The 12,709-nt window shown below is 44.9% G+C and carries 11 protein-coding genes and 1 pseudogene; 6 read left to right on the forward strand and 6 right to left on the reverse strand.

All coding sequences use genetic code 11. The annotated features are described in order from the left end of the window. Positions 1–355: 355 nt before the first annotated feature. From DXZ20_RS07115 to DXZ20_RS07140, 6 genes and pseudogenes are all read left to right on the forward strand, one after another. Entirely contained in the window at positions 356–808 is a 453-nt protein-coding gene (locus DXZ20_RS07115; RefSeq protein ID WP_163697316.1) for a hypothetical protein, read from the forward strand. A 4-nt stretch (positions 809–812) separates the two neighbouring features. Next, on the forward strand, positions 813–1,262 hold the full coding sequence (locus DXZ20_RS07120) for a hypothetical protein (protein ID WP_163697318.1): 450 nt from the start codon (positions 813–815) through the stop codon (positions 1,260–1,262). A 138-nt stretch (positions 1,263–1,400) separates the two neighbouring features. After that, positions 1,401–2,276 (forward strand): annotated as a pseudogene (locus tag DXZ20_RS07125) (RHS repeat-associated core domain-containing protein); the annotation flags it as partial. Positions 2,277–2,298: 22 nt separating this feature from the next. Beyond that, the gene (locus DXZ20_RS07130) at positions 2,299–3,102 is read left to right on the forward strand and encodes a hypothetical protein (RefSeq protein ID WP_163697321.1); all 804 of its coding nucleotides are present in this window, start codon (positions 2,299–2,301) and stop codon (positions 3,100–3,102) included. 806 nt (positions 3,103–3,908) lie between these two features. Then, a complete protein-coding gene (locus DXZ20_RS07135; RefSeq protein WP_163697323.1) occupies positions 3,909–4,082 on the forward strand; it encodes a hypothetical protein in 174 nt (57 codons plus the stop codon). A 13-nt stretch (positions 4,083–4,095) separates the two neighbouring features. Further along, positions 4,096–4,356, forward strand: coding sequence for a hypothetical protein (locus tag DXZ20_RS07140; protein WP_163697325.1), 261 nt, complete (start codon positions 4,096–4,098; stop codon positions 4,354–4,356). Between the two features lie 109 nt (positions 4,357–4,465). Here the strand turns inward: DXZ20_RS07140 and DXZ20_RS07145 are convergent, their stop codons facing one another. The 6 genes from DXZ20_RS07145 to DXZ20_RS37285 all read right to left on the reverse strand — a co-directional run. Next, on the reverse strand, positions 4,466–6,727 hold the full coding sequence (locus tag DXZ20_RS07145; protein WP_163697327.1) for a CHAT domain-containing protein: 2,262 nt from the start codon (positions 6,725–6,727) through the stop codon (positions 4,466–4,468). A gap of 230 nt (positions 6,728–6,957) precedes the next feature. Next, positions 6,958–8,139 carry a DUF8692 domain-containing protein gene (locus DXZ20_RS07150; protein WP_163697329.1) on the reverse strand — a complete coding sequence of 394 codons (1,182 nt, stop codon included), beginning with the start codon at positions 8,137–8,139 and terminating at the stop codon, positions 6,958–6,960. Positions 8,140–8,764: 625 nt separating this feature from the next. Continuing rightward, positions 8,765–9,124, reverse strand: a complete 360-nt coding sequence (locus DXZ20_RS07155) for a hypothetical protein (protein ID WP_163663175.1) — start codon at positions 9,122–9,124, stop codon at positions 8,765–8,767. A 236-nt stretch (positions 9,125–9,360) separates the two neighbouring features. Then, positions 9,361–10,830 (reverse strand): CoA-acylating methylmalonate-semialdehyde dehydrogenase, encoded by a 1,470-nt coding sequence (locus DXZ20_RS07160; protein ID WP_163697331.1) that lies wholly within the window; start codon positions 10,828–10,830, stop codon positions 9,361–9,363. Positions 10,831–10,878: 48 nt separating this feature from the next. Next, on the reverse strand, positions 10,879–11,511 hold the full coding sequence (gene upp, locus DXZ20_RS07165; protein ID WP_163663179.1) for a uracil phosphoribosyltransferase: 633 nt from the start codon (positions 11,509–11,511) through the stop codon (positions 10,879–10,881). Positions 11,512–11,579: 68 nt separating this feature from the next. After that, the coding region (locus DXZ20_RS37285) for a DUF1688 family protein (protein WP_250565660.1) at positions 11,580–12,709 on the reverse strand (1,130 nt) is incomplete at its 5' end.

The following is a 12,709-nucleotide window of genomic DNA, read 5'->3' on the forward strand; positions in this document are numbered from 1 at the left end:
AAAAATCTTCGAATCAATAGAGAAATTCAACTCGTCTCGAGAAATAACAAAAATCAAAAGTTTAGGTGTTGACCTAGCCTACATCAAAGTGACATCAACTCATGCTTTAGAAAAAATCAGAGGTTTCAAAAATGCATATAATGATGTCTATCTCCACTCCTAGCAAGCGTAGGGTAGGCACAGCCCGCCAAGTCTCCCAATCATCCCCGACTTCGACCCCAACCGACCCATCTGGGACAATCTGCCTCTGCCGCAAGTCGATTGGGGTGAAATTTTACGGACGCCACCCGGCAATCTCGAAGATCTGTACCCTGGTGGCTTTGGGGAAAGACCACAGGAAGATTTATCAGACATATTGGGAGAAGCAACAAATCCATTCCCTATACCACAGATAGATCCTAGAGACTTTATTTTTGGTTCTTCTCTGCCACAACCCTCTCTTGAAGATATTACAGTGGGTCCACATGGACCAGATAGACCAATTAGCGACGTCATAGCAAGAGCAAGAGGAGATAGAAAGCCACAAGGAAGATGGTTATCAAGCGAGGCAGGTGAACGCGCTGTCAGTAGTCTTGATACATCTAAAATGAGAGTTGGCCAAGCTTTTTCCGTGCCGATTGCACCAGGAGATGGAATGGTTATTAGAGCTTATAATGATTACCCACCTAGTAATCTTCCAACAAGTGAAAAATATATATCTGATTCAGCTCATAAAGCTGTAGTCATTCTGAGAAGGGATGGATCAATTCATACATTTCCAATAGGATCAGAACATCCTGCATATAATAGACCTGCACCAATGAAATAATCTTATGACAAAAAAGATTAGTCTTCATGTAAGTTATGAAATAAATTCTCTTGGAACATTAGGAGAACTAAATCCACATGGGCTAATGAATGAGCTATTAAGGAAAAACTACAAACATATCGAAATATCTGGGAAGCCAATAGCCAAGATTGCAGATATAATTCCACTTTCTGTTGAATGTGATGCTGAGTTTTTGGTTGAAGGTTATCTTTCATTGAAAGATAACCTTATAAAGGGAACACACAGCTTCGAACATTTTTGTTATCTAAACGATGGAGTTTTAGAAATTCAAGCAAAGATAGATAACTCAAATGTAACGGTGACATATAGCTATTGCCCTAAATTAGATATCATTAATTTAGTTACTCATACCGAGAAGATAACCATAGAACAATATCAATATTTATGGAGGGGAATTGTTTGTGATTTATTATCTGTTCTTAAGAGTATTTAGCTTGCATTAGATTTAATTCGGAATAAATTCACCATTTGACCCAGAAATCGGCAGCCAGCAGGTAGATACTGTTCTAAATCCTACTTGTCAAGCAGGTAGGGTGGGCATTGCCCACCAACATTCCTCCACTTTAGCTACACCGGCAGAGAGCGGGATGAAGCGACGGGATTGATGTACTACCGGGCACGCTACTACGACCCGACGGTAGATCGCTTTATCTCAGAAAACCCGCTGGGCTTTGACGCAGGCGATGCCAACCTCTATCGTTACGTCTTCAATAGTCCCACCAACTACACCGACCCCAGCGGGGAAGCCACCTTTGTTCCTCTCATAGTCGTAGGCGCTGTACTCGCGCTAGTGACAGAAGGCGTCCTTCTCAATAACCAACTGCAATCAGAAGAGACCCGCGAGGCCCTTGAAGACTTTGCTCAGTGGTGTCTAGAAACTGCCACTGGCGGCTACAATCCCGACTTCGACCCCAACCGACCCATCTGGGACAATCTGCCTCTGCCAAAAGTCGATTGGGATGAAATCTTACAGACGCCACCCGTCAATCTCGAAGATCTGTACCCTGGTGGCTTTGGTGAAGAGATTCAAGATCTTGGGTCATTTTCATTACCTCCTTTTGGAAGTGGATTAGATTCAGTTGATCCAACAGATTTTGTGTTTAATGCAAGTGAATGGGCTGAGGGAGTGGCTCAGCATTCATGGGAAAGACATAATGGTGCAGATTTCAGAAATATAGGCATTAACTCTGAAAGTCAGCTAGCAGAGTCAGTAGATAGCACCATCAACTTTCCTGATTTAATAGCTAATGACCGAGTAAGAGATGATGCTACTGGATATTGGAGTGGAGTAGAACGTATAATTGTGATCGAGCATCCTAATAGCTCTAGTAGTCCTTCAACCGCTTTTCCTAAGACTTCTGAAGCTGAGGCCCAAAGTATTTTATTCGCGATGGCTTCCAAGATGTGGGGCCAGGGTATTAATTCATTTCACTTAAACTTGAATTAGAATAATTAAGGCAGGCAAGAAAATGAAATTATCAAGGCAAGAACTTGAGCTTTTAGAAGACATTCAAAGTGTAATGAAAGAGTCTTCTATAAATGAAGATTTTCTAGGGCGAACGGGATTTTCGCTCGACGAAATGAAGATTGAGGTTTCAACTGGAAATCAATTAGAATCTCAAAATGAGATTCAGTTTATTCTATCCCTTCTGAATGTGTTTCTAAGTGACTATGAGTGGCTCCCAAAGAGAGAAGGAAAACATTTAGAAAAGTACTCTGCTGACAAACTCATGCAAAAAATTGAGCAAGTTTACAAAAGTACTCATCAGAAGACTAAGCAAACCTTACATAAATCTTGGCCATTCATGATTACGGAGGAAATTATAGCCTCCCTGAATTTAAGTTCATCAGCTTTAGACTCAGATGAGTTATATTTTTCGTTTAGAATCTCGCCTGTAGGAGATAAAAGGCTCTATTATGTAGACTCTCACAGAGTTCTTATAGGTAAAAGTTCAGACTTTAATCGTGAAGTAGAACACTTGATAGATTTCTTCAGTGCTATTTTAGAGCATGATATAAATGTAGAAATGATTCACACTATATATGGTTATAATGCTCTTTATTTTGTAAAAGTGCAATTTGCAGATGATTTCTTTTCACATTTGTTAGGTTCTCGTGAACTCCTAATGAACTTTATGTTTCTCCCGCATAAGCTTAAAAAGCTATCGAGAAAGTCCTATATGGGTTGTTTGATAGTAATAACTTTTGAGGATATCGCGAGAGCCATAAGAGCTTTGAAGAATATTTTAGAAGAACGTATAGAACAACCATAGATAGCAAGTGTAGCTGGATAAGGTGTGCACGTTTAGCAGACAGTAGTAGACACTGTTCTAAATCCTGGTTGTCAAGTAGCTGGCAAAAGTTGATTGGGGGCAAAGGGTTTTCCAGATTTGAGTACCCCATAAATGGCTCTGATAGGCTTATGCATCAGTGCTCCTAACACTTGCTTTGCGCTTGCCTGCTGCCAATAGACGCTCACGAAATGCCTGTGAGCTTGGAGACAGCGTTGCAACAAAACTAAAGCCGGAAAATACAGCCAGGTAGGGAGCGTGACTAACGCACTATTTCCAAGCAACAGCCAGGTAGTGCGATGAACCTTTTCCGGCACTGCCCCGTGGAGGCAGACTTCCAACTGGGACAGTCGATTACCTTAATCCTGCGGCTCCGCTACGATCTCAAGGTAATCCAGGGCTAAACAATACTCCCAATCTCCCCGTAGGAGGCACGGGAGGAATAAACGCAAGATCCATAGATGAATTATCGAATGCAAGAAAAGTAACGGATCCTAGGCGTCCCAATTTTACTAAAGCAGGAGGGTCTTTAAATAAACATGGACAAGGTAAGAGGGCTGGCAATAGTAAGTTTCCTGCTCCAAAAGGGAATCCATCTAAAATCAACCCAACAGTACAAGATCAACTAAATGAAATTTTGACGGATCCTGGCACAATGTGGTTTTTAATGAGACATGTGATTTTCTGTTCTTCAAAGAGTAGTTGAATTAAAATAAGGAAATTTAAAGTGGTGCTTAATGTTTCAATTTCAAGTCCTCCTGATTAGAGAATATTTGGTTGCGGACATAATGTTAGATGATTCACTTCAAATTGCAGAAGTCAATATTGAATCAGGAACTTTAGAAATTGAGATCTATGAACACCCTGAAAGAATTCCTTGGTCTCTCGACTTTGAGGAATTTTACACAGCCATAAAACAGGCAAAATTAAGCCTACAGGAAGTGTATGAGAAAAATGATTAAATCTCTCTGAATAGTGGATACCCTGGTAGGGTGGGCATCGCCCACCAACATTTCAGCCAGAGCGGCGACCCTGGGCTACAAACGGGCATCACGTAGCCAATACTCAGGCACAATAACTGGCTATGACGCTGATCAAGGGAGAGCGATGGTGGGCATTCCGACTGGTGGAACGGTGTATGCAAAAAGCATTACCACCAGTGCCCAGCAAAGTGTAGCGGTGTCCCTGCCCTTGCTCCTCCCGACTGATAGCACGGATGCTAAGCCAGTGCTATAGCCATCCCCCTAACCCTCGCCCCGGACAATACGCTGGGGGTGGGGCTGAAGGTCATATTTAAGCCACAATAATTAAAAAGATGCAGACTCCTTTCTGTGTATGCTTTTGCTTACCAAGGACTGCCAATCATCGTGAAGCCGGACCAATAGTAGGGGTGAGAAAAATCAATATGTTCTAACTGACTCAGTTCGGCAGGTAGAGGCACGACACTGCGAGATGCCTCACTGAGTAACTGGCCCGACTCGATCCGAATGTCAGCCTTAAGCATGGCTAACTGACTTGCGCGTAAGGCTTCTGACTTTATTGAGGTTTGCTGTAGCTGATGATAAAACTCATTCATTAATGCGAGGGTCCCCACATCACTCACTGTCCAAAGGCTGGCCAGGGCTGAATTTACCCCTGCTGCCACAGCTAAACCAGCAAATCCCATCTCAGCATTGACATCCCCCAGGGCGGTACGACAGGCGGAGAGAACAAGTAAATCGACCGTTGGTTGATCCCAACCCAGGGTGTGGATGTCGCTTAAATGAAGCTGTTCATCCCAAAGCTGAATATACGATTGGTCAGCATTCCCAGCGTTGAACTCAGCATGGGTGGCTAAATGAATAATTTGGGCAGGCGTTTGCTGCTGCTGATCGATAAGATTTTTACGGGTGAACGTTTCATTGAGAAAGCCTCGACTTGGCCATAGCTGTTCAATATTTTCTAATTCCGCAGGGACAGCAGGGAGAGGCTGTAATTCTTGAAATAAGCTTGCTCCCATGGCTAATACCTGAGCTTTGCCCAAGGGTTGATAATTGGAGCGCATTAGCCCCAGGGATGGCACCATGCCTAAACTATATTTTTCAATCAAAAACTGCTGGCCATCGTGCAGAGCCGCAATGGGTAAACTCCGCAGGCCCGAGTCCATAGAAAATAGAATAGTATCGATTTGCTCGGAACCCAACTCATCTTCAATCGGTTGAATCAACCATTGATAAAGTTTTTGCGCCGATGGTAAATACCGTTTAGATCCCGTTCTTGCTGAAGCAATTAAAGCACGTCGAAACTGTTCAACTGTTGTGAAGAGTTCTTCTTGACTGACATTAGAAATCTCTAAATTAATCGGCTCCCCAACAGATTTAAAAATCAGGAGTTCTAGCTTTGTGGAGGTTTGCTGGGCAATATCTATCGCGAGTTTTGGCGTCTTAATATAGACAACCACTGATTGATGCCCCGTTTCCCCATGGATCTGGGTTAACAGATGTTGAATTTCCGGTAGTGTTAGTTGTTCAGCTTGTAGATCACGACCAAAATAGTTGGAGAAGTCTTGAGTACGCTGGTCTTCCACATCGGCTAGTGCTGCGCTGGCGTTGGCGGTATTTAATACAGTGCGATGAAAATGATGTGTAGCGATCCTCGATTGAGAGGGTGCCCGGTGATTCTCACCAGGTTTGCCGGTGGTAGTTGATTGATGGGATGGAGCTTCTCGATTATAAATGTCGCCATGGGGAGAAGAGTCACCTAGATTGGCAGATAAGGACGATGATTCTGAGGGGTGATGCGCGAATAAATTAGTAGGGTTTAAAGCGTGCCCTGGTAAGGCTGTGGGCAGAGATGAATCAGTTAAGAGAATCTGGCCATCAGTGTTGGTAATAATTTGACCCGCATGCTCTGCCCTACCACTTGTCAAAAGGTTTGGTAGCATTGTCAGGCTACCGTTAACCGAGTTGTCCTGAAATGCTTCTCCAGAAAGCTCCAGACTTAGGAGAGAACCTGCCTGGCTGACTTGAATTATCTGTCCTTCAGAGATTTCTTGGATTTGAATATTGTCGGCGGTGAGAGTGCCAGTTTTAATAACGGTGCCTGCTAACAGGGTAAGTGATTGTCCAGGTAATAGGGTTAAATCTCCCTGGTTGTGAATCGTGCCTGATGGACCAAAGGCAAATGCAGTAGGATTACCGATCAATGTACCGTAGCTATGAATGCCTGTGGCATTAAACCGGCCATGATTAAATTCGATATGGTTTGCAGTTGTTGCCGTCAGGCTTGCCGGTAAATTTAAGGTAGCATCAGGGCCAAAGATAATTCCAGCAGGGTTGAGCAAAAAGAGATCTGCTTGGCTTCCTGAAATTTTTAATTTGCCGTTAATAAAAGCTGTGTTGCCTCCACTCACCCGCGCAAAAATTCTCTGAACTGACGGGTTGGTTAGAAAGTTAGCCGTATTTTCACTGGCCAGCTGAAACGTCTGAAAACTATGGAACAAATTACTGCCATCTACAGATAGACTACCTGATTCAATATCAAAAGATTGGCCATTGGGGGTGACAGTGGTGCCTGTGCCATCGGTTGCAGGGGTAATACCTTGTGCGCTTACAGCATTAGGCTGCACTATTCTCAGCAATAGGATGACCAGGCACGTAGTAGGTCCTATTGCTGTGTATCTGCCTAAATGTATCATGTCACCCTAGGATGGATTGCTGCGTAAGCGGCCTCCATGCTAAGGTGCCCAGCTCTCAAAAGAGGTCAACACTAACTAGGGTTTGCTATCTTGGTTATGGTCTGAAACCACATCCAATGTGATGCAATTTAATCGCATACAGATTAAACTAGCTCTGATGGTTAAGAGTGGCCAAAATCTGCTCTTTGATGAGCCCCCAACTTCTTCGCTGCTAGAGACTCATATAATCCGTAATAAAGAAAGCCAGATAATAGATGCTGTATAAAGATACCTCTAACCATAACACCAATTAAACTTAAGCCTACAAGAATAGATAAAGGCCGTAAAAAATTATAGTTTACTGTTTTTACATTGCGATCAGCATAAAATAGCCCTAATCCAATGACAACAATTTGGACAAAATAAAGCAAATAAAACTGAGTACTAATGCCGAACCAATTAATAGGATCTATAATCAGCATTGAGCAAATCAGGAAGTATATAGACAGCATAAGCCATGGTAAATGCCTGTCAGATATTGGCTCTAGATAGCACCAAATTAAGGCGCAGAACAAAAGAAATGCAACCATTGATGGATAGTATATCGCTGGATTCCCTCTAAAAATAAAATCTGAAGCCGTTAAAGCAGAAACAACATATAGACTGATAACAAAATGAAAAGCTGTTCCAGCCAGCAAAATCAAAGATAAAAATTTCATTCGCCATGGATTAGGGACAACGACCATAAGTGATGAGGACGAAAGATAATTTTGACGTTGACGAACAAGGGCAAGAAGGCATAAAAACATACCGACAAGTTCAGAGCCTTCTTCCATAGCTACTCTGATACCTGATAGCCAGTAAGGCCATTCAAGGGCATGCTCAAAGTATTCCTGAACAGCAACTAACCCGAATATTGTAAAGCCCAGCAAAATGCAAGTTGCCGAAAAACGAGATTGCTTCTCTCGAAAAAGTAGTATTAAGGCATAGGTCAACAAAGCAACCGCGGCAATGGCATACGGCAGGAGATTAAACCAACCTCCCACCCTTTCATGAAAAGAGCCTAATTCATCTGCAGATAGAGCAATGAATAAAATTGCCAAAACCCACCAGGCACTACGGGTTTTTACCCTTAGATGGCAAGAAACTTCATAGGCCAGGCATCCTACAACAAATAAATTAATACTGCTCCACCAGACTGCTAGGTTGTTTTCTCCCCACAACAAGAAATGGCCTAAGTAGCCTCTTGCTGAGAAATCAGGCAAATACTTGTATATCCCTGTGTTTAAGATCAGGAGAAAATCAACACCTAATACCCATACCCACCAATTTATTGGTTTCTTTTGAATCGCTGATATTGTCATCTTAGTTATTTATGTTGAGGTGATTTCTATCGAGAATTAGCCTTGGCTCATAAAACATAAAGCAAGTAACTCTGGCAGGCTCAACATGCTCACTAACGTCAAAAGACTTGAGCCATTAACCCTTTTAAAAATTGTTCTTTTATGGAAAAGCTGTTAGTTCTCAGCTATGCACTTTTTTCTTGATTCTTGCCCATTGACTCGCAAAGCTTTAAACCTTGCAGAAAATATACCCTTTTGAACAGAGGTTAGCATTCATCTTTTAACCTCAATTTAATGTTTATATAAAGTTGCTTTAAACTTTTCTTAACCTTAGATATCCAGACCTACTACAGCTGTGTATTCACTTTGAACAACAGCTGCTGACATAGATGGCTCAAGGGTTATGTATGCTTCAAGTTTGTCAGTACTACAACATCTGTATGGCTCTACTCATTGACTGGGTTGAACACTTCAGTAATGTCCGCCTTCCTCCAACGGTGATACTCACTGATGTGCTCATTAAGGGCTTCAGAAACGGCGAACATATCCCTACTCCAGCGCAATGTTAGTTAACACTCCACTGGAGTATTGTTAAGAAACTAAACAACCAAGGTTTGCTACTTTAGCTGTGGTTTTAGTTTCTTCCTTATTCGTCATCATCCCCTAACTCAGTTGCCAGCTCAGCAGAAAATCGGGCAAACGAAATCAACGCTTCTAGCTCATTTTCATGGGGGCCATCCTGACATTCACCCCACTCCCATTCCCAAAACCAGCTACCCGGATTATCGTTGTCTTCAAATATCTCCAGCCCTGGAATCGCATCAGCCGTTTTAGCCGGAATTTGTTCATAGGCTGTACGTAGCAAGATATTGTTGATGGTAGTCGCATTATCATCTGGCTGATTTTCGTCGATATCTTGCTTGAGACTCATGGCCTGGCTCAAGATGCTATTGAGGGTATCGTTAATATCTGCCTGATTTGCGCCTGTATCTTGATTAGGATCCATTAGATATTTAGCGAAGGTACACTATCGAAAATTAGACAACACAAAGCTTAAAATCTGATTTAAACCCTCCGTTTACACCATCAGAGATTAACTTAAATCGAGGGATCTTGCCCCAGTGAGGAGTCAAGAGCTCAATGGGCAATTCTGTAGGGGAATCCTTTGTGAATGCCCTTCGATTCGGGACACTATCAACCAGGATTTCCTATGATGGCTATCCTCAGAAAATAGGCTGTTAATTAAAACTGACGTGACCATTCTTTAGGCCAGCGTTCAACAACAACTTTTGTTTGGGTGAAGAACTCTACAGCATGTTGACTCTGGCCATGGAGATCTCCGTAGAAACTCTCTTTCCAACCACTGAAAGGGAAAAATGCCATGGGTGCAGCCACACCGATGTTGATGCCAACGTTGCCGGCCTCTGCCTCATAGCGAAACTTACGAGCCGCTGCCCCGGAGTTGGTAAACAGACAGGCCATGTTGCCCCAGCGGCTTTGGTTTACTAAGGCAATGGCATCATCCAGGGTATCGGCATGGATGATGCCTAGCACTGGTCCAAAAATCTCCGTGGTAGCAACTTCACCTTGCAGGGGAATATCTTGCAGCAGAGTGGGGCGAACAAAGCTGCCCTCCTCGTAGCCAGGAATTTTTGGATTACGACCATCAACTAGGAGTTTACCGCCTTCATCAATGCCTGTTTGGGTTAGGGATTGAATGCGATCGCAACTGCCCTGATTGATGACCGCCCCCATCTGTACACCATCATCCAGACCATTGCCTACTACACGCTGCTGGGCTGCCTCAACAATGGCATCCGTAAAATCAGCTTTTACCGAACCCACAGTAATCGCCAAGGATGCCGCCAAACACCGCTGTCCCGCACAGCCAAAGGCACTATCTGCCACAATCTGTGTCGTCATTTCTAAATCGGCATCGGGCAAAATCACCACCGGATTTTTTGCCCCACCCTGGCACTGTACTCGCTTGCCATTCTCCGCTGCTCGACGATAGATATACTTGGCTACGGGGCTAGACCCCACAAAGCTAATGGCCTTGACTGTGGGGTGGTCTAACAGAGCATCCACCACCGTCTTACTACCATTGACCACATTCATCACCCCTGCCGGTAATCCTGTCTGGTCAACCAGGTCCATGATTTTTTCCATGGTCTGGGGCACCTTTTCAGAGGGTTTAATGATGCAGGTGTTACCGCAGGCAATGGCATAGGGAAAAAACCAAAATGGAATCATTGCCGGAAAATTAAACGGGGCGATGACACCCACCACACCCAGGGGCTGACGAATCATACTCTCGTCGATGCCACGGGCAATATCTTCTGAGTTATGGCCCTGCATGAGGGTGGGGATACCACAGGCCACTTCAACATTTTCAATGGCTCGCTGTAGTTCTCCCTGGGATTCTTTGAGGGTTTTGCCACATTCTTCTGTGATGGTTTTGGCAAGATCTTCGCGGTGTTCTTCTAAAAGAGTTTTGAGTTTAAACAGATACTGAATTCGTGAGGTGGGCGGAATGCGTCGCCAGGAGGAAAAAGCTTCGCTGGCAGCTGTTGCAGCCTGGTCGAGTTCATTAGCCAGGGATAGAGGGACCTCTGCGAGGAGAACATTGGTGGCAGGGTTGATCACCTCAAGGTAGTCAGTGGTTTTAGATTGTTGCCAGGTACCGGCAATGTAATTTTTCAGTTGTTTCATGGAAGCTAAACCCTAGAACTTTAAATGTGCATCGTTCTCTGACACCGTTTACTGAGTCCCGAACATTCGATCTCCAGCATCTCCTAGGCCTGGCAGGATGTAACCATGCTCATCAAGTTTGTCGTCAATGGCGGCGGTGAAAATGGGCACGTCGGGATGTTCCTCATGGAAGCTTTTGATGCCCTCTGGTGCGGCGAGAAGACAGACAAACTTGATGGACTGAGGTTGGGTTTCTTTGAGGCGGTGGACGGCTGCGATCGCAGTATTACCCGTCGCAATCATGGGGTCAACAATCAGCATATCCCGCTCACTGACATCCCTGGGCACCTTAAAGTAATATTCCACTGGCATCAGCATTCTAGGGTCGCGATAGAGACCAATGTGGCCCACCCGTGCCGAGGGAATAAGCTTGAGCATCCCGTCTAAAATTCCCTGGCCAGCCCGCATGATGGAAATTAACACCAGTTTCTTACCCGTCAACATGGGGGCTTTCATGGTGGCAAAGGGTGTTTCGATGGGCACCTGCTCCAGGGGCAGCCCACGGGTCACTTCGTAGGCCAACAACAGGCTAATCTCTTCTAACAACTGTCGAAACTTAGCCGTACTCGTATCTTTCTGACGCATCAGAGTCAGTTTATGCTGAATCAGGGGATGTTCAATTTGCGTTACCAATTTTTCCATCAGGTAATCCCATAGAAGCCACAACGGAGGGTGGACAGGGACCACCCTGAGAAGAATTAAGAATACCCCTAAAAGACAGTGCCATCGCTTTGAATTGCAATGGGCGGCACACCTGTCGGTCGTAGTTGTTTGGCAATACGTCGTCCAGCGGCCCAGGTGCCACCCTCTAGCACTTTGATTAACGGCAATTCTTCAGAAGATTTGTTAAGCAACTGGCGAACACAGTCACCAATCTTGTCCAGCATCACCACCGTTAAAGCTCGCCATTCAACCACAACGGGTGAGCCCGGCAGGTGGGGTTGGCCCATAACCTCAGAATGTTTAGGCACCAGTAGCCCTAAATCTACACACAGACCACCATTGCGATACTCGGCTAACCCCGTCAGTGCATCTAAGTTGCTGATGGTTATCCCTGCTGCGGTTAACGGCTCTACTAAAGAATAGGTCAACCACTGGGAGAGCTTATGAAACGGCACCAAGGTTGTTCCAGGACCTTGGTCAGTAAATGCGGGGTGAGACCACACATCCCCCAAGTTGGTATCTGCCAAAGCGACTCGACCGGGCCAAATTGAGCCAAAGCTTTCGATCACTTCAGTGAGCAAAATACCCGCGTCGAGAGTTTGACCATAGCGCTCAGTCAAATAGTTTAGTAAATTGCCAGGCCTAGCTGGGTTGGCCCCAAACCGCTCCGGTTGAGTTGCCAAAGCAGCGCCTAATTGTTGCAGCAACCTCAGTCGACCGGGCAGCCCCACCAAAGGGTTCTCTTCGCTCACCTGAAAAGCCTGGGCTAAATCTGCTTCCGTTAGATACTGTAAACCTGTTGCATCTACCTGATTTAGCAGCGTTGGCTCAGTGGAGAAAAATCCCTGCTCAAATGCACGCAGGCTGGCAACCGCTAACCCTTCTGAACGCCCTAAGGTTTGATTTGTCGCAAAATCCTGATACTGCCACTGACTGCCCGCACCGGCATCTAGAAGCACGCTAATAATGGCCAGGTCTAGCTGTGATCTAGCGGCCTCTATCTTGGCTGTTGGTGCCGTTTGAGGCGGCAGTTCCCCTGGGGCGGGGCGGGGAACTAGTAACGGGCTCAGCCGTGGACCAAAGTGACGCCAGCGGCTGTGAAACGGTACGTCAAAATCAGGGTATAGCTGCTGGGTCGTCTCGACAACATACTGCGCTACGACTCCTAACTTGGAGA

The sequence above is a fragment of the Adonisia turfae CCMR0081 genome (assembly GCF_011009555.1).
Classification (GTDB): Bacteria; Cyanobacteriota; Cyanobacteriia; order Phormidesmidales; family Phormidesmidaceae; genus Leptothoe; species Leptothoe turfae.

Bases quoted from the DNA above. Each gene is read 5' to 3' on its own strand.
- DXZ20_RS07130 (WP_163697321.1), top strand. From the start codon at position 2,299: ATGAAATTATCAAGGCAAGAACTTGAGCTTTTAGAAGACATTCAAAGT.
- DXZ20_RS07160 (WP_163697331.1), bottom strand. From the start codon at position 10,830: ATGAAACAACTGAAAAATTACATTGCCGGTACCTGGCAACAATCTAAA.
- DXZ20_RS07135 (WP_163697323.1), top strand. From the start codon at position 3,909: ATGTTAGATGATTCACTTCAAATTGCAGAAGTCAATATTGAATCAGGA.
- upp (WP_163663179.1), bottom strand. From the start codon at position 11,511: ATGGAAAAATTGGTAACGCAAATTGAACATCCCCTGATTCAGCATAAA.
- DXZ20_RS07120 (WP_163697318.1), top strand. From the start codon at position 813: ATGACAAAAAAGATTAGTCTTCATGTAAGTTATGAAATAAATTCTCTT.
- DXZ20_RS07150 (WP_163697329.1), bottom strand. From the start codon at position 8,139: ATGACAATATCAGCGATTCAAAAGAAACCAATAAATTGGTGGGTATGG.
- DXZ20_RS07155 (WP_163663175.1), bottom strand. From the start codon at position 9,124: ATGGATCCTAATCAAGATACAGGCGCAAATCAGGCAGATATTAACGAT.